This window comes from Vibrio cyclitrophicus (genome assembly GCF_024347435.1).
Classification (GTDB): domain Bacteria; phylum Pseudomonadota; class Gammaproteobacteria; order Enterobacterales; family Vibrionaceae; genus Vibrio; species Vibrio cyclitrophicus.
Map to the genome: position 1 here is coordinate 233,455 of NZ_AP025480.1, position 21,260 is coordinate 254,714.

Sequence of the window (21,260 nt, forward strand, 5' to 3'; positions counted from 1 at the left end):
ATACCGAATTGAGGCAACAATTATGAAAATGACTAAGAAACTTGTACTAGCAGCTGCGGCACTTCCACTTATTTTTGGTACAGCAAGCGCGTATGCTTACGGTGGTGGTGATAAAGGTGACCACAAAGGTATGCACGACAAGTGTGGCGGTTTCGATAAAAAAGTAATGCGCCAACTAGACCTAACCGACGCTCAAAAAGAACAGTTAAAAGAGATGCGTGAAGCAGACCGTGCTGAGATGAAAGCAAAGCGCGGTGCAAACAAAACGGCAAAAATGGCGCAAATGAAAGCGCATCACGAAAAGGTTCAAGCTCTAGTATTGGCCGACAACTTCGATGAAGCCGCTGCAAACGATCTAGCAAGCCAAATGGTTGCTAAGCAAACTGAACGTCGTGTCGCAATGCTGAAGAAACAACACGACATGATGAGCGTTCTGACAGCAGAGCAAAAAACTCAATTGAAAGAGATCCAACAAGAGCGTATGAGTAAGTGCGCTGACAAAATGGAAAAACGCATGAACAAAGACAAATAGTCTTTCATCTAATCTGGTGTTTAATCCCCAGAATAATGTGAAAAAGCGGCCGTGTGCCGCTTTTTTTGATCCCTTAAAATGAATCTCTTACATCATGTCTGTCATATTCAATTGATTGTTTGCAGGTTATACTTTGTGCTATCAGTCATTTTATAGCCAAATTATGAAACAAGAATACGCACGTTTAGTTACGCTCGCCGCTTGGGCAGCCACTACCATCGCCACAATTTTATTGATCGTGAAGGTCGCAGCATGGTGGGTGACCGGCTCTGTGAGTCTGTTGGCTTCCGTGGTTGATTCCTTGTTAGATATTGCGGCGTCAGTCGTGAACCTAATCGTCGTTCGATACTCTCTCCAGCCTGCCGATAAAGAACATACTTTTGGTCATGGCAAAGCTGAATCTCTTGCAGCACTAGCACAGGCGATGTTTATTTCCGGCTCCGCTTGTTTCCTTATACTTAATGGTATTGAACGCTTCTTTAGGCCTCACGAACTGAACTCTCCTGAAATTGGTATCTACGTCAGCTTATTCGCGATGGTGATGACTTTTGGTTTGGTTCGATTCCAAAAACATGTCGTGAAAAAAACCGGTAGCCAGGCTATTGCGGCGGACTCACTGCATTATCAATCGGATCTCTATATGAATGCGGCCATTATGCTGGCATTGGCGTTGAGCTGGTTTGGTATTGGGCAAGCGGACTCGGTATTCGCGATTGGTATCGGTATCTACATTCTTTACAGCGCTTATCAAATGGCAAATGAAGCGATTCAGTCATTGCTTGATAGAAAGCTACCGGATGAAGAGCTTAAACAGATTAAAGAGACGTCGTTGAGTATCGAAGGTGTATTGGGTGTGCATCAATTACGAACGCGTCGTTCGGGCCCAATTCGCTTTATTCAATTGCATTTGGAGCTTGAAGATAATATCCCACTTATTGAAGCGCATCGCATTTCTGACGAAGTAGAAGACAAGCTTATCTCTGTTTTTCCTGATGCTGATGTATTAATTCATCAAGATCCGTATTCGGTGGTATTTGGCCCAGAGAAACAGCAGAAGTTTCATTCTTGGTAATGAGTGATAAAGCTGAGAGCAAATGGTAAGTGGCCGGCTTTTGAACTAGAGTGAGTAAAAATTACTAACTCAAAGGTGATTCAAAAATCACCTTAGTAACAATTAATGTTGATTCTGATGTGAATCAACAAAGTTACTGAGTAAAACTGTAATACTCTTACAGAAGTAGAAATGTTACATAATTTTACGCGATTTGAGTGCTATTCCTGTTGAGGAAATGTAACATAACGCACAAATATAGATTTAAAATCTTGTTGATATACAATCAGCAAGAATAAGAATTGAATAATAGATTCCCAAAAATCGAGGGTGAGCATGATTAAGAAGATCGGTGTTTTGACCAGTGGTGGTGACGCTCCAGGCATGAACGCAGCAGTTCGCGGTGTAGTTCGTACAGCGCTATCAGTTGGCATTGAAGTTTACGGTATTTACGATGGCTACCAAGGCCTTGTTGAAGACCGTATCGAAAAGCTTGACCGTTCAAGCGTATCTGACGTGATCAACCGTGGTGGTACTTTCTTAGGTTCTGCACGTTTCCCTGAGTTTAAAGATGTTGCTGTTCGTGAGAAAGGCATTGAGAACCTTAAAAAGCACGGTATCGAAGCACTTGTTGTTATCGGTGGTGACGGCTCTTACATGGGCGCTAAGAAACTGACTGAGATGGGTTACCCATGTATCGGTCTTCCAGGTACTATCGACAACGATATCGCAGGTACTGATTACACAATCGGTTACCTAACAGCGCTTAACACTGTTATCGACTCAATTGACCGTCTACGTGACACGTCTTCTTCTCACCAACGTATTTCTATTGTTGAAATCATGGGCCGTCACTGTGGTGACCTTACGCTTATGTCAGCAATTGCAGGTGGTTGTGAATACATCATCACTCCTGAGACTGGCTTAGATAAAGATCAGCTGATCAGCAATATCCAAGATGGTATTGCGAAAGGTAAGAAGCACGCAATCATCGCTCTAACAGAGCTTATGATGGACGCGAACGAACTTGCGAAAGAGATCGAAGCTTCAACAGGTCGTGAAACTCGTGCAACGGTTCTTGGTCACATCCAACGTGGTGGTCGCCCGACTGCATTTGACCGTGTACTGGCTTCTCGCATGGGTAACTACGCAGTTCACCTTCTTCAAGAAGGCCACGGTGGTCGTTGTGTTGGTATTGAGAAAGAAGCGCTTGTTCACCACGACATCATCGACTGTATCGAGAACATGCAGAACCCAGACCGTTCTGAGCTATTCCGCGTTGCAGAAGAGTTGTTCTAAGCAACGCTTAGCGTTCGCTTAAAATATTAAAAACCGCTGATTTATCAGCGGTTTTTTTGTGCCTGTTGTTTGAGGCTTTAGAACTGACAGGTAATAAAAAAGGCCAACCTAAGTTGACCTTTCATTCAATCTAAACGGTGACGTTTAAATTAAGCTTTTGCTTCAGCTGCTGCTTTAGCGATAGCTGCGAAGCTTTTCGCGTCTAGCGCTGCGCCGCCAACTAGAGCACCGTCGATGTCTGGTTGTGCGAAGTAAGCTGCTGCGTTTTCTGGTTTAACAGAACCGCCGTATTGGATAACAACTTTCTTAGCAACGTCTTCAGATTTCTCTGCGATGTGTGCACGGATTTGAGCGTGGATGCGTTGTGCATCTTCAGCTGTCGCTGCTTTACCAGTACCGATAGCCCAGATTGGTTCGTAAGCGATGATAGCGCCTTCAAGAGCTTCAACACCTTGAGTGTTGATAACAGCGTCAAGTTGACGAGCACATACTGCAACAGTTTCGCCTGCTTCGTTTTGTGCTTCAGATTCACCGATACAAAGAACTGGAGTTAGGCCGTTCTCTTTTAGGAATGCGAATTTCTTAGCAACGAATTCATCTGATTCGTTGTGGTATTCACGACGCTCAGAGTGACCGATGATGATGTGAGATGCGCCGAACTCTTTAAGCATTGCTGGAGACATGTCGCCAGTGAATGCACCGCTGTTGTTTAGGTCAGAGTTTTGAGCACCTAGGATGATTGCGCTGCCCGCTTCAGTAAGCGTACGTTCTGCAAGATCAACGAAAAGTGCTGGTGGAGCAACTGCTACGTCTACGCCTGTTACGCCTTCAAGTTCAGCGTTAAGACCGTTTAGTAGATCAACAACCATTTCTTTGCTGCCGTTTAGTTTCCAGTTACCCATAACTACAGGATGACGCATAGGAATATCTCCAAAGTATTTAAATAAATCGAATGTAAAAAAGTAAACTTTATTACGAAATAATATAACAGATTAATATCAACAGATCATGACTGTGGTCATGACTTTCTTGGATCTTACTCAATGGTCAGAGTAGATTCTGAGCAAATATCAGTGATCCGGCAGACAGAATAATAGCTAACTTCTCGGATTTTTCATCGTTAGTTGCTATTAAGGGACAAACGATTGCGTTAACAATAAGGAAGTAACAATGCCGAACCTAGTTCTAGAGTACTCAAATTCAGTGGATGAGCGTGTGAATATCCAAGGTTTACTAGAAGATCTTCATCAAGTTACATTAAACTGTGGTTTGTTTGATGTTCCTTCTGTGAAGTCTCGTTCACTGCGCTGTCATAACTGGCTAGTCGGTGATGAAGAAGATAATGTGGACTTTGTTCATATTAGCTTTGAGTTACTTTCAGGGCGTACCGAAGAGCAAAAAAGAGAATTGTCCCGTCTGTTAATGCAAACCTTACAAAAACAGGCAAGCCATATCCGAAGCCTAACGGTCAACATACGAGATATGGATAAAAGTTGCTTTCAGAAAGTGATTAATTAGCTAAAAATAATCAACGATCTAAAAGTGATTAACCAACTATTTGCTGCTAACTTTTGGTAGCGTATTAATTTTTGAGTATTTTAAGATGTCGATGAAAGATTTACTGCTCTCTTTCAAAGGGAGAATTGGTCGTAAGACTTACTGGATTTGGAATGTTTTCTACTATGTAGCGATTACTGGTTTTGCTTCCGGTATTTCTGTTCTGTTCCCTGCATATTCCTATATCCTGCTACCAATCTTCCTACTGTTGCTGGTTATCCCAGATCTTGCAATTACCGCTAAACGCTGGCACGACCGCAATAAGTCGAACTACTGGTTGCTGTTGAACGTGCCACTGGTGCTTGGGCGTTTGGCTTCGCCAATGGTCGCAACGACAACAGAGTCGGTATCGCCAGTTCACATGGCAGCAACGGTTGCAGCATTAGTATGTGGTTTATGGATTTTGATTGAATGTGGATTGCTCAAGGGAACTGAAGGCCGTAATGATTACGGTGACGACCCAGTGTAAAGATTGAATGATTGAGAAATAAGAAGGGAGCATTGTGCTCCCTTTTTTTGTTTGCCCAGCGAAGCTGGCAAACCCGTCAGGTTGAAAGAAACCTGAATCACCCCGACTGAGGGGAAGATAATCCGAATCGCAAGGGCGTTGTTGGCTAACGGCAGGGTCTGAAGGAAGCGATAGGAAGTTAGCAGTACACAACGCAAGTAAACCTGCTTCGGCAGCATAGGTGGGTAAGCGTCCGAAATAGCGCGAAGCCCTATACTCAGTCAGACCTATGCTGTGCTTGAGGGTGGCATTGTTAACAGGGAGCCAGTGCAGTAACTGGGGAAGCCTGACACCACATCCAGACAGTCTGGAAGCACAAACTCGAAGCGAAAGCTAAGAGGTGTGTTGGTGCGAGGTGGCAGATGAATCCGTAGTAGTGAGTAAGGCTAAGCCAGAGAAGCCCAGTAATGGTGTGGAGGAGAAAACTTAGCTGACCAGCAGCATCAAGTCTGATGGAGCACTGAAATGCCAAAAGCACTCAGTGTTGCGAAGGGAGGAAGTACACTTTAAGTCTGTGATGAACAGATGTTTTTTTTTTCAGTGATACCCAAACCGAATCGCTATCGGGGTATTCCTAGTTTGGTTGATTGTGGAAGCAAGATACTGCGCTAAGAAACTGATGTATGGAATCCAATCCCTCTCTGCCAGTCTACACTTAGCAGAGCGACGTTATAACGAGGGTTCCAATATGTTGACTAAAAATGTTATCGCTATCGACTTAGCAAAAAATGTTCTACAAGCGTGCCATATCAATGTTCACGGTGAGCTACTATCGAACAAGCCTTTGAGCCGTCAAAAAATGAAAGAGTTTCTGGTTAAGGCTAAACCTTCTATCGTTGCAATGGAAGGTTGTTGCGGTAGCCACTATTGGGGACGATTAGCCGAAAGTTTTGGCCACGAAGTTAGGGTAATCAACCCTAAGAAGGTGAAAGGGTATTTGGAAGGTCATAAAACAGATCATAATGATGCACTCGCCATCGCTAATGCTGCTCTTCAAATCGGTATCAAATACAGTCAACCCAAATCTCTCGAACAGCAATCTATGCAATCTTTAGAAAGCAGTCGCCGTTTCTTATCACGCAGTGTTGTTTCATTGGGGCAGCACATTCGAGGCACCATTTTAAGCTATGGGATAGCAAACCCTAAGGGTGAAAAAGGTTTAAAAGCGTCGGTTCAAACTGTGCTCGATGGGGAAACATCAATACCAGCCAATGTCGTATCTGTCCTGTCTATGTTGTGGGAGCAATATAAGGAACTGAAGGCAAAACTCATCGCATTCGAAAAAGAGAAAAATGCTTTAACCCGCCAGATAGAGCCGTGCCAACGATTAATGGACATTGAAGGTGTTGGTGAAACAACTGCTGCGATGCTCTATTCAACTCTTGGTGATGGAAAGCAGTTCAAGAATGGAAGACAAGCTTCTGCATTTGTTGGTCTTACACCAAAGCAACACAGTTCGGGCGGTAAGGTATTTATGATTGGGATCGATAAATGCGGCGGTGTGAAGGAACTACGCTCTCTTCTTTATCTTGGTGCCATGTCCTATGTTGGACGGCTACCCGAAAAGCCAAAAACTCAGAAAGACGCTTGGCTGAAGAGTATCATTGAGCGTATTGGTTTCAAAAAAGCTTGCATAGCACTAGCTAACAAGGTGGTACGCACTGCATGGGCGATGCTTCGATATGAAACCGAATATAAACCAGTATTACTCAACGATTAATCGATAAATCAATTTCTAATATTTTACAAAATGATGATGCATAAAAGATAAGACCAACCTACTGAAAACCTGACCTTTATGTAACGCTTTAAGAGGCTGAGAAACTGACAAGGACAGTAGGTGCGCAAACATCAAAGGCTAGAAGGTAGCTCCTTCAATAAGAAGCCGAATATACGAACGCATCTTAACTTTTATTTATGTTATCACTTTGTAAATACGTGGATTCCATATACGTATAGGGGAGTAACTCTGACTCACTTCAGTAAATTGCCACTGAGCTAGAAGGCTGAACAGCAGAGAGAAATAACACCCACGCTGAAGATGAAACACCTGTCCCCACACAGCACACAATCCAAGGAGAGAAAGTGCGAGTTTATTACAGCTTATATGGTCATCTACTCAACAAAGAGAGGCTGTATAAAGGGTTTAAAAAGGTAAAGAAAGCGAAAGGCGCGGCTGGAATAGATGAGCAGAGCCTGAGCAACTACGCCGAAAATCTGAGTGATAACCTCGATCAACTCCTCTCTGAACTTAAAACCAAGCAATACAAACCTCAGCCAGTCAAACGGGTAGAGATACCCAAAGAAGACGGAGGGGTGCGATTGCTCGGGATCCCAACAGTTAGGGATAGAGTTGTCCAACAAGCGCTCAACGATATCCTCACCCCCATCTTCGAAGAGCAATTTCACCCATCAAGTTTTGGGTATAGGCCGAATCGAAGCTGTCACGATGCAATCAACAAATCCACGATGTTCATCCGGCGTTACGGGTTACAACACGTTGTAGATATGGACTTGTCGAAGTGCTTTGACAAACTCGACCACGAGTTGATTATCAAAAGCATCAGAAAACGAGTCACAGATAGCAGTGTATTAGAGCTGATAAAACAGTTTCTAAAAAGTGGGGTGATGATAGACGGTAGTTGGCAGGAGACAGAGCTAGGAAGTCCACAAGGTGGTGTTATCAGTCCTTTGATAGCCAATATCTACCTTGATGCGTTCGATCAGGAAATGCGAAAGCGTGGCCATAGGATTGTTCGTTATGCGGATGACATACTCATCTTCTGTCGTAGCAAGGCAGGGTCAGAGAATGCCCTTGCACAAGCGACGAAGATCTTAGAAGGAGAGCTTAAACTCACAGTGAACCAGACGAAATCACATATAGCGCACAGCAGTGATGGCGTGAAGTTTTTAGGTGTAGAAATCGGGAGTCAATTTACCCGCATTCAAACTAAAAAACTGAAAGTGTTCAAAAGCAAGTTAAAGCGAATGACGAAGCGAGGGTGCGGTAAGCCACTTGAGCAAGTCATAAAAGATCTAAACCCAGTGTTAAGAGGGTTCAGCCAATACTTCAGGTGTAGTGGTCAACTAAAATTGGCCACGGTTTTAGAGTTTTCCCAATATAATCGTTCTGATTCATTGGGAGTTAGACCACCGTTATACTGATGTGGTCTGAGTTGGCAGTAGTATCCGATAATGTAACGGGTAATCTCTTGTTGAGCCTCAGCGAAGCTACGATAACCCACAGTTGGCACCCATTCCGTTTTCAGACTTCTAAAGAAACGCTCCATCGGCGCATTATCCCAACAATTTCCTCGGCGAGATAAACTCTGTTTTATTTGAAAACGCCACAGCAATTGACGGTATTTACGGCTAGTATAATGACTGCCTTGATCGCTATGGAACATAACACCTTTAGGCTTACCACGTGACTCATAAGCCATCGAAAGAGCTTTGCCTGTTAGTCTAGAATCAGGTGATAGAGACATCGACCAACCAATCACTTTTCGGGCAAAAAGATCGATAACAACGGCTAAATACATCCACCGATTACCTGTCCAAATATACGTCACATCACCAGCCCATACCTCATTTGGGGCGGTAACCGCAAACTGACGACCTAAGTGATTTGGAACGTCAATATGTTCTTGTGAAGCCTTTCGGTAACGATGTTTTGGCACTTGGCAACTCACTAAACCAAGCGTTCTCATAAGTTTTGTTGCTCGGTATCGGCTCAGCTTTCCCCCCTGATTTGTGACTATATCTGCAATGGTTCTCGCTCCCGCAGAGCCATTGCTTGCAGCGTGAGCCTCACTGACCAAGCTGCGCAATTTTACTGTTTCAGCGTTAATTACCGTTGGGCGTTTAAGCCAATAGTGATAACTACTTCGATGAACATTGAAGACTTCGCATAATGTTTTTACGCTGTAGCTCTGCTTGAGTTTCTTGATTATCAAGAATTGTTCAGTGAGTCCGACATCAACAGAGCCGTGGCTTTTTTTAATATTTCATTATGCTCTTCAAGGCGAGCCAACTTCTTTTTTAATTCCCGAATTTCTATTTGTTCAGGGGTCATCGGTGAAGCTTTCGGTGTTTTTCCTTGGCGCTCTTCTCTAAGCTGGCGAACCCACTTATCCATCGTGGACTTGCCCACATTCATGGCTTGGGCTGCTTCAGTCACTGAGTAATTTTGGTCTAGGACTAACTGAGCTGCTTCTAACTTAAATTCTGCGCTAAATAGTCGTCTTGTACGTTTTGTCATAGTGTCACCTGTTAACTTATGAGGTGATGATATCACCTCTAACTAAGTGACCAAATTCACCGTACCACTACAAGGATCACCAATAGCCGCAGGGAGTTCTCAAGACTAGCAGGATGGCTACGAAGAAGACTGCGTAGTATCCAGTTGAAACTTTGGAAGAAGCCTCTACGCTTACATCGAAAGTTAAAACAGTTAGGGTATAAGCCGCCGTTCCAGCATATCTCAATGACAAGTTGGGTCAGTGCAGCGAGTCCACTATCAAGCTATGCGATGCCAAATCAATGGTTTAATGACCAAGGATTGGTAAATCTTGGGACAATAAGGACAGGGTATGTGTTCAGCCAATATGCTGAATGGAAGTGTGCATGAGCCGTATACGAGGTCCGTACGTACGGTTCTGTGAGAGGGATGAGGCGGTAACGCCTCACCCTACTCGATGTTTTTGGTCTCTAATATCTTGCTACTGATGCTTGGGCGTTTGAGTAACGATTTTTTAATACATTTTCGGTTCTGTGTTCGGCCTAAAAGGAACCACATTTTCAGATTCAGGCTCTTCAAAACTACAGCGGCCTTGAAGCGCATCTTGAAATTTACAGACCTGACAGCGTAGCTCTTGCATCAGTACAACATTAGCATGGTGTGGATTCTTGCAACGGCTGACCACTAAGTCGAGGTGACTTTGTTGGGCTCGAAGTCGATCTTGCATCACCTCAGAGGCAGAACAAATCATTTGTTCACACATATCATGTTTGAATTGATTAAATGCTTCAGGATCACTTTTCGCTAGTTGGACGAGTTCGTCAAAGGGGGGCAGTTTTTGATCCGACTGTGGATATGCCATGTTTCTTTCCTTAGCGTTAAGCATGTTTCATATGCTTTAAGCTTAAGAAATAAATTAGTACAAATTTTAATCAATTTGTATTTTCTCAATCTTGAGACAAGATCAATGACTTGGCGTCAGCCTGCTGGACTTGGACTTGGTATTGATACAGAGGCTACGTTAAAAGTGCTGGTGTTAAAGTATAAGTACAGCGTCGCTCACCAGCGATAATGTGTTCAGTGCGGCTTACATGACACTCACCTTTGAGTAACTCAGTAAATACATTGAGCTCAGATTGACAGAGGCTTGGACAGCGAGTCGCTGCTTTACAGATAGGACAGTGATTTTCGATCAAGATATAGTTATCACCTTGTTCTTGAAGTTCTGCCATGTAGCCTTCTTCTTCGCGAAGTTGGGTGAGTTTTTCAAGTTTACTGATCAGATTATTACAGTCGGATAGAGCGGCTTGATATTGCTTAAGAGTGTGCTGTTCACGTTCAGCTGCAACTTTAGCTAAGCCTTCTTTGCCAAATAGGTTTTCGACAGCGTCAATCACCTGAATGGTGAGTTCACCGTGTCGGTCTGAGAATTGACTATGCCCTTGCTGAGTCAGAGACCAGTGGCGGGTAGGGCGTCCCACTTTTACTTTTACGTCATGAAACGCAAGAATACCGTCATCTTCCAAACTTTGCAGGTGCTGTCTTGCACCCATTGTCGTCATGCCAAATTCTTCTGACAATTGTTTCGCGGTTACCGCGCCTTGACGCTTAATGGTTTGTAAGATTTTGTCGCTCGTTTTCATACTATCCCTACCTCTGAACCTTACTATTATGGGGCAAGGTGTTTATAAAGCAAACCATTTACTATATTGATAACCATTTACTATATTGATTGTAAATGGTGCCATTCTCGTAGGACATAAAACAAAAGGCTGATACTTGGTATCAGCCTTCGAATGTTTTGTTTAACCGAGCTTAGGTTTACAGGATATGACCCACTACTTCTGGGTCTTTACGCTCTAGATAGTGGATAGACTTGATACGACGGATCGTACGGCAGCGACCACGGATAAGCAGTGTTTCTGTGGTTGCGATATTACCTTTGCGAGAAATACCTTCTAGTAAGTCACCCTTAGTGATACCTGTTGCTGAGAATACAACGTTGTCGCTGCGCGCCATGTCTTCCATTTTTAACACGATGCCCGCTGTTACGCCCATTTCAGCACAACGTTCTAGTTCAATTTCGCCGTGTTTACGGTTTTCTTCTGTGTCGCCTTTGACTTCATGACGAGGGAGAAGACGGCCGTGCATGTCGCCGTCTAGTGCGCGAATAACCGCAGCAGAAACTACACCTTCAGGTGCACCGCCGATGCAGTACATGACGTCTACTTCGCTATCTGGCATACACGTTAGGATTGAAGCAGCAACATCACCATCAGGCACTGCAAATACACGGACGCCCATTGCTTGCATGTCAGCGATGATTTGATCGTGACGAGGTTTAGCAAGCGTGGTTACTACTAGAGTATCGAGTGTTTTACCTAATGCTTTAGCGATGTTTTCGAGGTTCTCGGTCAATGGAAGCTCTAGGTCAATCACGCCTTTAGCGCCAGGGCCTACTACCAATTTTTCCATGTACATATCAGGCGCTTTAAGGAAGCTGCCTTTTTCGCCTGCAGCAAGTACTGCCAATGCATTTGATTGACCCATTGCTGTCATGCGTGTCCCTTCAATTGGGTCAACTGCGATGTCGACAGCGTCGCCGCCTACACCTACGTTTTCGCCGATGTATAGCATGGGTGCATCATCGATTTCACCTTCGCCGATAACAATCTCACCGCTAATTTCGGTTTTGTTTAATAGGCTACGCATTACTTCTACAGCAGCGCCATCTGCAGCGTTTTTATCGCCACGGCCAAGCCACTTGTAACCAGCTAGTGCTGCACCTTCTGTGACACGAGAGAATGACATTGCTAAATCGCGTTTCATGCGGACTCCAAAATTTTCAAAGGGGGAATAGAAATTTCGCGGCGAATTTTACCATATCCAAAAGGAAACGTTTGCCTTTTTGTTTTTTGGGGATTGCTCTTGATCAATTTGCGGTCGAAAACCGGTAATATTCATCAAAATAATCAGTCTGTTGTTGCGTTGGTAATAGTTCACGTCAATATTCGGTAAAAAGCGCTGTTTTTTTCATCGAATGGCGCAAAATATCGAATATATTGAGTGTTTATCCTTGCTCTGCTGAGTAGAATGGGGAAATAAGTGGAGTGAACCTTCACCATCAAACGAATAACTTAAAGGTAGGCCAGAATGTCTTTTGAAGTACTAGAGCAGCTAGAAGCAAAAATTCAAACAGCAGTAGATACAATTGCACTTCTTCAAATGGAAGTGGAAGAGCTTAAAGAAGAGAAACAAGCACTAGCAACTGAAGCTAGTGAGCTTAAAGCAAGTCGTCATGAGCTAGAGCAAAAAACTCAGCAAATGCAGGAAGAGCATTCTGCATGGCAAGATCGTATCCGTAACCTTCTTGGTAAAATGGATGACGTAGAGTAATTGACTCTTCGGATTTAAAAAAACGCCCGCTACTGATTAGCGGGCGTTTTTGTTTGTGTTCTAATGCTTCGTACTCTTATGCTTTGTTTTATTATTCAAAGCTGAGTTACTCGACCTCTTCTTCTTCAACATCCAGATCAAGTTCTACATCCAGAGGCTCTGCAGAAAGGATGATGCCGGTGTTGTCTGCGTAGAGGTAATCTTCCGGTAAGAAGGTCACGCTACCAAAGTTAACCGGTACATCAATCTCACCTACTCCACCTTGGCTTGCGCCGACAGGTATAGAGGCTAGGGCTTGAATACCTAGGTTCATATCTTCAAGCTCATCGACTTCACGCACACAGCCGTAAACCACAATACCTTCCCACTCATTGTCTTCGGCAAGTAGGGCTATCTCCGCATCGATCAGCGCTTTACGTAGTGAGCCGCCACCATCGATTAACAACACTCGCCCCAAGCCATCTTGCTCTAATACGGAGCGAATCAAAGCGTTGTCTTCAAAACACTTTAATGTCGTGATCTGTCCGGCGAAGGATGCTCGTCCACCGAAGTTGCTGAACATTGGCTCCACGACATCCACTTGATCCAGATATATGTCGCACAGTGCTGAAGTGTTGTATTCCATTTGCGTACCTTTTGAACAATGAGCTTAGTTTGAGTATATCGGTGCTTGATCCCTTTGCAATGATTAGTCTCAATTAACTCAGTAGAGTTTGAGCTACGACAACCCCTGCAAACAATAGGTTAGTGACCAGTGAGCATTTCACAATGACAGGCATCATCGGCGCTATTTGTGCTGGCTTCTCTGTTTCCCACACGGCCTTGCCATGCTTATAGACAATAATAATGCTGAGTAAAAACGGTAGACTGATCCAGACTGGTTTTTCTTGAATGAGTAGGTACAGAGCGAAAGACGCGAGAGCCAATCCAAGAAGTGCAAAGTGGTATTGCTTAGCTTTGCGTTGTCCTAGACGAACGGCCATGGTGCGTTTCCCGCATTCACTGTCGTTTTCGATATCACGCATGTTATTGATATTGAGTACCGCAACCGCCATCATTCCGCAGCCTAACGCTGGAAGAAATAGACTTGGTTCAACATGACCAGTGTGTAAGAAGTAAGTACCAGAAACACCTAACAAACCAAAGAAGATAAAGACAGATAAGTCCCCTAGGCCAATATATCCATAGGGTTTGTTGCCTACGGTATATGCGATAGCCGCGACAATCGCTAATACGCCGAGTGCGATGAAAGACAGAATGCTTTCAATTGATGTCAGCGCATGGAAAATCAGAATGAGCCCTGCGATAACGGTAAACACGATATTGAGGATGATCGCTTGCTTCATGGTTGTTGCCTTCACCGCGCCAGATTGCATTGCGCGTGTTGGTCCTAGACGATTTTCGTTGTCGGTGCCTTTAGCCGCATCGCCATAGTCATTCGCTAGGTTCGATAAAATTTGTAAGAGTGTGGCGGTTAAAAAAGCCAGTAGTGCTATCGATAAAGAAAAGTGATCGCTGGAGAACGCTAAACTACTTCCTGTAAGAATAGAGACGAGTGCGAGAGGCAGAGTTTTCGGTCGTGCGGCATCAAGCCAAATCAGTAGAGATTGTTTCATCGTAGGTCTATTTCTTTGTAAGTCTTCGTTTCAAACTGTGATTTGAGTATACGCCCATTCTTCAAGTAATAAAAAGCCCACTCGAAAGTGGGCCTTGAATTCGCTTATTAGCTGCTATTTCTTTGAGATAGAGCAATAAGTTGGAGTTTCGTGTGCTACAGGATGAAGCGGCTTAGGTCTTCGTCTTCAACGAATTCACCGAGCTTCGACGTTACGTAAGCTTCATCAATGACGAGTTTGCTGCCGGCTTTTTCTGTTGCGTCGAATGAAATCTCATCCATTAGGCGTTCCATAACAGTATGTAGGCGACGCGCCCCGATATTCTCCGTGGTTTCGTTAACACGCCATGCCGCGTCAGCAATCTGATTAATGCCATCTTCAGTGAACTCAATGCTCACATCTTCTGTTTTCATCAGGGCAATGTATTGCTCTGTTAAAGATGCTTTTGGCTCAGTAAGAATTCGTTTGAAGTCATGTGCAGAAAGCGCTTCAAGTTCTACACGGATTGGTAGACGACCTTGCAGCTCAGGGATCAGGTCAGATGGCTTAGCCACTTGGAATGCGCCTGATGTGATAAACAAGATGTGATCAGTTTTAACCATGCCGTGTTTCGTTGATACTGTGCTGCCTTCGATAAGAGGCAGTAGGTCACGTTGAACACCTTCGCGAGATACGTCTGGGCCTGAGCTGTCACCACGTTTACAGATTTTGTCGATCTCATCGATGAACACGATACCGTTGTTTTCAGCGTTGAAGATCGCGTTCTCTTTTAGCTCTTCCTGGTTCACAAGCTTCGCAGCTTCTTCTTCTGTCAGTGCTTTGAATGCGTCTTTGATTTTCATCTTACGCTTTTTCTTGGTGTCGCCAGCGAGATTTTGGAACATGCCTTGTAGCTGGTTAGTCATCTCTTCCATACCTGGAGGTGACATGATTTCAACACCCATTTGCGGTGCCGCTACATCAACTTCGATCTCTTTGTCGTCTAGCTTACCTTCGCGCAGTTTTTTACGGAAAATCTGACGAGTGTTTGAAGAGGTTGTGTCTTCAGTTGATTGCTCATTCTGACCCCAAGCATCACGAGCTGGTGGTAGAAGGGCATCAAGAATGCGTTCTTCAGCTTGTTCTTCAGCGCGGTATTGTACTTTTTCCATCGCTTGTTGGTGCGTCATCTTGATCGCAACGTCCGTTAGATCACGGATGATGGTTTCAACTTCTTTACCAACGTAACCCACTTCGGTGAACTTAGTCGCTTCTACCTTGATGAAAGGCGCGTTTGCTAATTTCGCTAGGCGGCGAGCGATTTCAGTTTTACCTACACCCGTTGGGCCAATCATTAGGATGTTCTTTGGTGATACTTCAACACGCAGGCTTTCTTCAAGCTGCATACGACGCCAGCGGTTACGCAGGGCAATAGCAACTGAACGCTTAGCGTTGTCTTGGCCGATAATGTGGCGATTGAGTTCGTGAACAATTTCGCGAGGAGTCATCTCAGACATGGTTTTTCCTTAATTCTTTAATCACTGTTGAATACAACGTTATTGATGGAAGCGGTCGTTACTCTGGCTTTGGCAGCTCAACGGTGCTTTCTAGTTCTTCAATAGTGTGGTGATGGTTGGTGAAGACACAGATATCGCCGGCAATGTTCAGCGACTTTTCTGCGATTTCACGCGCATCTAAATCAGTATTTTCTAATAGTGCAGTAGCTGCTGCTTGAGCGAAGTTACCGCCCGAACCGATCGCAATCAGATCATTCTCAGGTTGAACTACGTCACCGTTACCAGTGATGATCAGTGAAGCGGTCTCATCCGCTACTGCAAGCAATGCTTCTAACTTACGTAGAGCACGGTCGCTACGCCAATCCTTCGCTAGCTCAACGGCAGCTTTGGTCAGGTGGCCTTGGTGCATTTGTAGCTTGCTTTCAAATTTTTCGAATAGCGTGAAAGCATCAGCGGTACCGCCAGCAAAACCTGCCAGTACTTTGTTGTTGTATAGGCGACGTACTTTACGGGCATTGCCCTTCATTACAGTATTGCCTAGAGATACTTGTCCATCACCCGCGATGACGACTTTATTATTACGACGTACAGATACAATGGTAGTCACGAGTAGGGCCTCTTAATATTTCTTATCTTTGGGTATAAAAAGTATATGAGGATGGCACTCGGATAATTCAAGGAACCACGAGTGATGTCGTGCAACTTATCGACGGAAGTTGTAAGGAAAGTTGGAGAAAGGGAGCGAATAAAAGAAAACCTCCACAATGGGAGGCCTTCAGTGTTTGGTTTTTTCTGCTTCTGCTAAATCTGTAACTACTCGGTATCTTTCCAAATAGCACAAGGTTCTATTTTCGCTCGTTGCAGCTTATGGCGATCTCGCTCAGCGTCGCGCTTCAACTTGTATGGTCCAAGAACCACACGATACCAACTGCTGCCATCTTTCTTGCGGATTTCGCTTGAGATACCTTGGAAGGCAATATCTAACTTACGAGCTTCAGCTTGTGACGAGGTTTTGTAAGCACCACACTGCATCACGTAAGGGATTTTTGAGATCTGTTGCTCTTTTGCTTTGACTTCAATTTCGCGGCTTGGCAGCGTTTCGACATAATCCCATTTCTCTTCAGGAGGTGGTGGAATCATTTTCGCAGGTTTTGGCTTAGGTTTTGGTTTGGTTACCACAGGAGCGGGAGTTGGCGGCTCAGGATCATTACTCAGTAAGTAAAGTCCATAACCAAAACCACCGGCAAGGAGGATCGCCAAAAGACCACTGCGCCAAGGCTTACGGCGAGGGGCTTGTTTTTTAGTCGTTTTTTTTGTGCCACGACCGCGCTTTACATAATCTCTATTAGCCACAAGACAATTCAATAGTTGATGATTCTGCTCTCATGGTAATCCAGATTGCGCGAGGATAATAGTGCAGAAATGGAAGCGGCACGTCAAAATGTACCGCCACTTTGTATAGGTATTTTGTGCTATTAAATTCGCGGTGGTGCAGTACTGCCTCGAACCACGAGTTTAGCTTCAAGCAGACGTGAACCAGCTTGAACATCGTTACCTTTAAGGAGATCAAGCATCATTAGCATGGCTTGACGTCCAATCTCGTAACGAGGCTGAGAAATTGTTGTCAGTGGTGGATCGCAGTATTGAGCGAATTGGATGTCATCAAAGCCAACAATTGATAAATCTTGAGGGACGCGTAAACCTAGCTTCTTCGCTTCTTGAATCGCACCAATCGCCATTGCATCGTTATGACAGAAAATAGCAGTAGGTTGCTCGGGCAGAGCTAGAAGTTGACGAACCGCTTGAGCACCAGCTTCAAAGGTAAAGTCACCGACCGTGCTATAAGCTGGGTTCATTGATACACCCGCACGGCGCAATGCTTGTTGGTAGCCTTGTTGGCGGAGTTTACACAGTGTCGCTGATATTGGGCCAGATATTTGAGCGATACGCTTATGACCTAATTGGGCTAGGTAGTTAACCGCTTCAAATGCAGAGGTTAAGTTATCGATGTGTACTGTCGGTAATTCGAGCTCAGGGGCGAATTCACATGCCATCACCATCGGCGGTAAATTCTTTTGTTCAGGCTTGCTGACATCAAACGGATGGTCAGTGCCAAGCAGCAGCATACCGTCAGCTTGCTTGGTGAAAACCAAGTTAACAAAAGAAGACTCGCGCTTCTTTTGCTGGCCGCTATCACCCAGTAGAACAAGGTAATCATTTTCTACTGCGGCGTCTTCGATACCACGAATGATTTCAGCAAAATAAGGGTCACAGATATCAGGAACGATAGTGATGATGGTTTTTGATTCGTTGCGACGTAAGTTTCTAGCTAATGTGTTGGGTGAGTATCCAGCTTCTAGCACTGCCGCTTCGACTCGCTTACGAGTAGAAACAGAGACTTTTTCAGGGTTCATCAATGCACGTGATACCGTTGCTGTTGAGACGCCTGCTAGCTGGGCAACATCCTTCATTGTCGCCATAAATTAAACCCTCTTGTAAGTTCCTTTGCTGCCTAAGTATCTAAGGCATGAATAATAAATTTAATCGAATAGATATTGTGAAAGTGTTGCTAACACTTTTTTTATTGCAATATTTTATTCGTTTAATCTGTGTAAAGTTACGGCTAGATTAACAAAAATCACATGACTAGTGTGAAGTTGCTCACGAGAAATATGAAAGATTTGTGAACAAACTTATCATTAGTTTTAACCCGATGGGATTTAGCTCAAATCTTGAGGCTCTATATCGAGTGACCAGCGGACTTTTTTTGCAGCGGGTAACATATTGATTGCCGGTTTCGCGCTCATTAATAGCTTCTGCATTAATGAACGCGTCTGAGTTTGTAAGATTAACTGCCAGCGCGACTTGCCCGCTCGTTTTGCTAACGGGGCAGGGGTTGGCCCTAACACCATACAATATTGGTCAAACAGCGGGTGCGATTCTAATGTATGACGCACTTGACGTAGAAACTCTTCCACTAAGCGCGTGTCGTTAGCTTCCGCTCGGAATAACGTCATAAAGGTATATGGCGGTAACATCGCCTGTTTGCGTTCGGCTAAGGCAGTCTGAGCGAAGTGGTTATAGTCTTTATGTAATAGTGCTTGCAGTAATCCGTGTTCAGGGTGGTGAGTTTGTAAGATGACTTCACCCGGTTTACTTGCACGACCGGCGCGTCCCGCTACTTGAATGAATAACTGAGCAAGGCGTTCTGAAGCTCTAAAGTCACTACTATATAAAGAGCCATCAACATCCAATAACGCAACAAGTGTGACATCTGGGAAGTGATGCCCTTTAGCAAGCATCTGTGTACCAATCAGGATTTGGTATTCACCTTTGCGAATCGACTCTAATGCATTTTCTAGGCTGCCTTTACGGCGAGTACTATCGCGATCAATGCGAATGGTTTTGTATTCAGGGAATAGTTGGCCAAGTTGAGCTTCTAGTTGCTCGGTACCGACACCCACGGTTACTAAGTTCGCTGAACCACAGCCTTGGCAATTATGTACGATATGCTGTTGTGAACCACAATGGTGGCAGCGCATCTCATTACTGTATTGGTGATAGGTGTAGTAAGCGTCACAGCGTTTACATTCTGCAGTCCAACCACAATCGTGACACATCAGTGCTGGAGAAAACCCACGGCGGTTGAGGAACAACATCACTTGGTTACCCGCCTTGAGATGCCTTTGCATTTCTGCAATCAACGACGCAGATAAGCCGCTTTCTAGGTATTCCCCCTTAACATCCAATACTTTATTGGTGGTCGGCAGAGCGACCCCCGCGCGTGAGGTGAGAGTGAGGTAGCTGTATTTACCGATCTGAGCATTGTGCAGTGTCTCAAAGGCCGGAGTAGCTGAACCAAGAACAACCGGAATCTGTGCTTTGTGAGCACGCATGATCGCCACATCACGAGCGTGGTAGCGGAGGCTGTCTTGCTGTTTATATGAAGCATCATGTTCTTCATCGACAATAATGATGCCCAGATCGGCAAAAGGCGTGAATAGAGCCGAGCGTGTACCAATCACGATACCCGCAATTTTATCACGCGCCGATAACCAAGCATTCAATCGCTCAGAATCGTTTAACCCTGAATGGATGACCTCAACGGGTACATTAAAGCGTCGTTTAAAGCGGTTAATCGTTTGAGGTGTCAGGCCTATTTCAGGAACCAAGACTAACGCTTGTTTACCTTGGTCTAGAATCGGCTTGATCATATTAAGGTAGACTTCAGTTTTACCTGAGCCCGTGACACCTTCTAATAAGAAGCAACCAAAGTCGGTTTGGCTATTTACCGTTGCTATCGCGATAGCTTGCTCTTCGTTGAGCTTAGGTTTGTCTTGGTCGTTTTCGAGGTCAGTTGACCACGGTTGGCGTTTCGGTTTTTTCTCAGCAGATTCAATCCAACCTTTTTCTTCGAGTGTCTTGAGTACAGCACTACCGACTTCTTCATCGATGAACTCTTGATGAGGAACGGGACCGTGCTCAAGCATGTGCATCACTTTGGCTTGCTTGACCGCACGACCAAAGCCTTGCATCAGCTGATCTCTACCTGATGGGGTCAGTTGCCACTCGACAAGTGTTGCGAAGTCGGCCGCTTTTCCTTTTCGTAAAGCGCTTGGCAGAGCGTTAGCCAAAGTTTCACCCAATGGATACTGATAAAACTGGCTACACCACATTAAGAGTGAGTAGACTGATTCTGGCCAAACGGGTTGGTTATCTAATAAAGCTTTGATTGGCTTGAGCTTGTCTAGCTCGAATTCTGATTCGTTAACCAGAGCCGTGACGATGCCAGTTAAGGTTTGTCGTCCGAATGGCACAGACACTCGACCGCCAATGATAGGAAATAGGTGGTTGGGAATCTTGTAATCGAACTGCTTGTCGAGTGGAACAGGCAGTGCCACACGGGCAATCATTGGACGCATAAAGGGACGGCTTTATCTGAGTTGACGAGAGCGAACAGTCTAAAGGATAAGCCAGTTAAATTCGAGAAGCAGTTTGGATGAGAAGGCTGAGTTAGCGTATGAAGCCAACTAGCACGTCTAAATCCCACTCGATGTAGAAAATAAAGATACGATTGGTGAAAAATGTATCAAATTAGTTGATCCTATCTCACAGATTCATTACTATACTGCGCCTTAAAGGTATGGCTTTATCTCTATTTAGTGATACAGCGGTGTCTTTATTTATTTTTTTAACTACGTGTGGTGTGCGGCTTAGAATCGTATAGCGACACGGCCTACTTGAGGTTATCCCATGAAAGCTGGAATCCACCCAGAATACAAAGCAGTTACTGCAACTTGTTCTTGCGGCAACACATTTGAGTTCAACTCAACGCTTGCAAAAGAATCTATCCACCTAGACGTATGTGACAAATGTCACCCATTCTACACTGGTAAGCAACGTATCGTAGATACGGGCGGCCGTGTTGATCGCTTCAACAAGCGTTTCGGTGCTCTTTCTAGCAAGAAGTAATTCTCGCTATTTAGAAACAAAAAGGACACTTCGGTGTCCTTTTTTGTTTTCTGGCGTTTGATAAACAGATCAATATTATTCCGTTCTTAACCT

The 21,260-nt window shown here is 44.5% G+C and carries 21 protein-coding genes and 1 pseudogene; 10 read left to right on the top strand and 12 right to left on the bottom strand.

What is annotated here, in order from left to right; genetic code table 11:
* Nucleotides 1-22: 22 nt before the first annotated feature.
* The 3 genes from OCW38_RS01040 (at nt 23) to pfkA (ending at nt 2,882) form a co-directional block, all read left to right on the top strand.
* Complete coding sequence (locus OCW38_RS01040) at nt 23-532, top strand: CpxP family protein (protein WP_010435378.1); 510 nt, start codon at nt 23-25, stop codon at nt 530-532.
* A 163-nt stretch (nt 533-695) separates the two neighbouring features.
* A complete protein-coding gene (gene fieF, locus OCW38_RS01045) occupies nt 696-1,604 on the top strand; it encodes a CDF family cation-efflux transporter FieF (protein ID WP_016767974.1) in 909 nt (302 codons plus the stop codon).
* Between the two features lie 315 nt (nt 1,605-1,919).
* Nucleotides 1,920-2,882 carry a 6-phosphofructokinase gene (gene pfkA, locus OCW38_RS01050; RefSeq protein WP_004729705.1) on the top strand — a complete coding sequence of 321 codons (963 nt, stop codon included), beginning with the start codon at nt 1,920-1,922 and terminating at the stop codon, nt 2,880-2,882.
* A gap of 149 nt (nt 2,883-3,031) precedes the next feature.
* Here pfkA and tpiA read toward each other — a convergent pair whose 3' ends face one another.
* Nucleotides 3,032-3,802 (bottom strand): triose-phosphate isomerase, encoded by a 771-nt coding sequence (gene tpiA, locus OCW38_RS01055; RefSeq protein ID WP_010435373.1) that lies wholly within the window; start codon nt 3,800-3,802, stop codon nt 3,032-3,034.
* 250 nt (nt 3,803-4,052) lie between these two features.
* Between tpiA and OCW38_RS01060 the strand changes: the two genes are divergently transcribed.
* From OCW38_RS01060 to ltrA, 4 genes are all read left to right on the top strand, one after another.
* A complete protein-coding gene (locus OCW38_RS01060; RefSeq protein WP_010435372.1) occupies nt 4,053-4,400 on the top strand; it encodes a 5-carboxymethyl-2-hydroxymuconate Delta-isomerase in 348 nt (115 codons plus the stop codon).
* Nucleotides 4,401-4,485: 85 nt separating this feature from the next.
* A complete protein-coding gene (locus tag OCW38_RS01065; RefSeq protein ID WP_010435371.1) occupies nt 4,486-4,908 on the top strand; it encodes a DUF805 domain-containing protein in 423 nt (140 codons plus the stop codon).
* A 727-nt stretch (nt 4,909-5,635) separates the two neighbouring features.
* Nucleotides 5,636-6,667 carry an IS110 family RNA-guided transposase gene (locus tag OCW38_RS01070; protein ID WP_261894808.1) on the top strand — a complete coding sequence of 344 codons (1,032 nt, stop codon included), beginning with the start codon at nt 5,636-5,638 and terminating at the stop codon, nt 6,665-6,667.
* 365 nt (nt 6,668-7,032) lie between these two features.
* On the top strand, nt 7,033-8,112 hold the full coding sequence (ltrA, locus tag OCW38_RS01075; RefSeq protein ID WP_261894810.1) for a group II intron reverse transcriptase/maturase: 1,080 nt from the start codon (nt 7,033-7,035) through the stop codon (nt 8,110-8,112).
* On the opposite strand, the gene OCW38_RS01080 is transcribed toward ltrA, so the two are convergent.
* Nucleotides 8,031-9,208 (bottom strand): IS3 family transposase gene (locus OCW38_RS01080; RefSeq protein ID WP_102461597.1). Its coding sequence is split into 2 segments (ribosomal slippage): nt 8,031-8,950 and nt 8,950-9,208, totalling 1,179 coding nucleotides; the frame shifts between segments, so codons are not numbered across the junction. The genes ltrA and OCW38_RS01080 overlap by 82 nt on opposite strands.
* A gap of 72 nt (nt 9,209-9,280) precedes the next feature.
* On the opposite strand from OCW38_RS01080, the pseudogene OCW38_RS01085 reads away from it, so the two are divergent.
* Nucleotides 9,281-9,577: pseudogene (locus OCW38_RS01085) on the top strand (group II intron reverse transcriptase/maturase); the annotation flags it as partial.
* Between the two features lie 124 nt (nt 9,578-9,701).
* Here the strand turns inward: OCW38_RS01085 and OCW38_RS01090 are convergent.
* The 3 genes from OCW38_RS01090 to glpX form a co-directional block, all read right to left on the bottom strand.
* Nucleotides 9,702-10,049 carry a DUF3135 domain-containing protein gene (locus OCW38_RS01090; protein ID WP_010435369.1) on the bottom strand — a complete coding sequence of 116 codons (348 nt, stop codon included), beginning with the start codon at nt 10,047-10,049 and terminating at the stop codon, nt 9,702-9,704.
* Between the two features lie 154 nt (nt 10,050-10,203).
* A complete protein-coding gene (locus OCW38_RS01095) occupies nt 10,204-10,830 on the bottom strand; it encodes a helix-turn-helix transcriptional regulator (RefSeq protein ID WP_010435367.1) in 627 nt (208 codons plus the stop codon).
* A gap of 178 nt (nt 10,831-11,008) precedes the next feature.
* On the bottom strand, nt 11,009-12,016 hold the full coding sequence (gene glpX / locus OCW38_RS01100; RefSeq protein ID WP_010435365.1) for a class II fructose-bisphosphatase: 1,008 nt from the start codon (nt 12,014-12,016) through the stop codon (nt 11,009-11,011).
* A 324-nt stretch (nt 12,017-12,340) separates the two neighbouring features.
* On the opposite strand from glpX, the gene zapB reads away from it, so the two are divergent.
* The gene (gene zapB / locus OCW38_RS01105; protein ID WP_010435362.1) at nt 12,341-12,583 is read left to right on the top strand and encodes a cell division protein ZapB; all 243 of its coding nucleotides are present in this window, start codon (nt 12,341-12,343) and stop codon (nt 12,581-12,583) included.
* 106 nt (nt 12,584-12,689) lie between these two features.
* Here the strand turns inward: zapB and rraA are convergent, their stop codons facing one another.
* The 7 genes from rraA to priA all read right to left on the bottom strand — a co-directional run bounded on the left by rraA (nt 12,690) and on the right by priA (nt 20,617).
* Nucleotides 12,690-13,208, bottom strand: coding sequence for a ribonuclease E activity regulator RraA (gene rraA, locus OCW38_RS01110; protein ID WP_010435359.1), 519 nt, complete (start codon nt 13,206-13,208; stop codon nt 12,690-12,692).
* Between the two features lie 73 nt (nt 13,209-13,281).
* Complete coding sequence (locus tag OCW38_RS01115; RefSeq protein WP_261894816.1) at nt 13,282-14,199, bottom strand: 1,4-dihydroxy-2-naphthoate polyprenyltransferase; 918 nt, start codon at nt 14,197-14,199, stop codon at nt 13,282-13,284.
* A 155-nt stretch (nt 14,200-14,354) separates the two neighbouring features.
* Nucleotides 14,355-15,695, bottom strand: coding sequence for an HslU--HslV peptidase ATPase subunit (gene hslU / locus OCW38_RS01120; RefSeq protein WP_016767976.1), 1,341 nt, complete (start codon nt 15,693-15,695; stop codon nt 14,355-14,357).
* A gap of 58 nt (nt 15,696-15,753) precedes the next feature.
* Nucleotides 15,754-16,302 carry an ATP-dependent protease subunit HslV gene (gene hslV, locus OCW38_RS01125; protein WP_004729692.1) on the bottom strand — a complete coding sequence of 183 codons (549 nt, stop codon included), beginning with the start codon at nt 16,300-16,302 and terminating at the stop codon, nt 15,754-15,756.
* A 206-nt stretch (nt 16,303-16,508) separates the two neighbouring features.
* The gene (locus tag OCW38_RS01130) at nt 16,509-17,048 is read right to left on the bottom strand and encodes an SPOR domain-containing protein (protein WP_010435351.1); all 540 of its coding nucleotides are present in this window, start codon (nt 17,046-17,048) and stop codon (nt 16,509-16,511) included.
* Nucleotides 17,049-17,170: 122 nt separating this feature from the next.
* On the bottom strand, nt 17,171-18,175 hold the full coding sequence (gene cytR / locus OCW38_RS01135; protein ID WP_261894819.1) for a DNA-binding transcriptional regulator CytR: 1,005 nt from the start codon (nt 18,173-18,175) through the stop codon (nt 17,171-17,173).
* 240 nt (nt 18,176-18,415) lie between these two features.
* The gene (gene priA, locus OCW38_RS01140) at nt 18,416-20,617 is read right to left on the bottom strand and encodes a primosomal protein N' (protein WP_261894821.1); all 2,202 of its coding nucleotides are present in this window, start codon (nt 20,615-20,617) and stop codon (nt 18,416-18,418) included.
* Between the two features lie 331 nt (nt 20,618-20,948).
* Between priA and rpmE the strand changes: the two genes are divergently transcribed.
* A complete protein-coding gene (rpmE, locus tag OCW38_RS01145; protein ID WP_004737142.1) occupies nt 20,949-21,167 on the top strand; it encodes a 50S ribosomal protein L31 in 219 nt (72 codons plus the stop codon).
* Nucleotides 21,168-21,260 lie beyond the last annotated feature (93 nt).

Coding starts and splice junctions, on each gene's coding strand:
- pfkA (WP_004729705.1), top strand. CDS start 1,920: ATGATTAAGAAGATCGGTGTTTTGACCAGTGGTGGTGACGCTCCAGGC.
- cytR (WP_261894819.1), bottom strand. CDS start 18,175: ATGGCGACAATGAAGGATGTTGCCCAGCTAGCAGGCGTCTCAACAGCA.
- hslU (WP_016767976.1), bottom strand. CDS start 15,695: ATGTCTGAGATGACTCCTCGCGAAATTGTTCACGAACTCAATCGCCAC.
- OCW38_RS01095 (WP_010435367.1), bottom strand. CDS start 10,830: ATGAAAACGAGCGACAAAATCTTACAAACCATTAAGCGTCAAGGCGCG.
- tpiA (WP_010435373.1), bottom strand. CDS start 3,802: ATGCGTCATCCTGTAGTTATGGGTAACTGGAAACTAAACGGCAGCAAA.
- OCW38_RS01115 (WP_261894816.1), bottom strand. CDS start 14,199: ATGAAACAATCTCTACTGATTTGGCTTGATGCCGCACGACCGAAAACT.
- OCW38_RS01090 (WP_010435369.1), bottom strand. CDS start 10,049: ATGGCATATCCACAGTCGGATCAAAAACTGCCCCCCTTTGACGAACTC.
- fieF (WP_016767974.1), top strand. CDS start 696: ATGAAACAAGAATACGCACGTTTAGTTACGCTCGCCGCTTGGGCAGCC.
- OCW38_RS01065 (WP_010435371.1), top strand. CDS start 4,486: ATGTCGATGAAAGATTTACTGCTCTCTTTCAAAGGGAGAATTGGTCGT.
- rpmE (WP_004737142.1), top strand. CDS start 20,949: ATGAAAGCTGGAATCCACCCAGAATACAAAGCAGTTACTGCAACTTGT.
- OCW38_RS01060 (WP_010435372.1), top strand. CDS start 4,053: ATGCCGAACCTAGTTCTAGAGTACTCAAATTCAGTGGATGAGCGTGTG.
- OCW38_RS01040 (WP_010435378.1), top strand. CDS start 23: ATGAAAATGACTAAGAAACTTGTACTAGCAGCTGCGGCACTTCCACTT.
- zapB (WP_010435362.1), top strand. CDS start 12,341: ATGTCTTTTGAAGTACTAGAGCAGCTAGAAGCAAAAATTCAAACAGCA.
- rraA (WP_010435359.1), bottom strand. CDS start 13,208: ATGGAATACAACACTTCAGCACTGTGCGACATATATCTGGATCAAGTG.
- priA (WP_261894821.1), bottom strand. CDS start 20,617: ATGCGTCCAATGATTGCCCGTGTGGCACTGCCTGTTCCACTCGACAAG.
- glpX (WP_010435365.1), bottom strand. CDS start 12,016: ATGAAACGCGATTTAGCAATGTCATTCTCTCGTGTCACAGAAGGTGCA.
- OCW38_RS01070 (WP_261894808.1), top strand. CDS start 5,636: ATGTTGACTAAAAATGTTATCGCTATCGACTTAGCAAAAAATGTTCTA.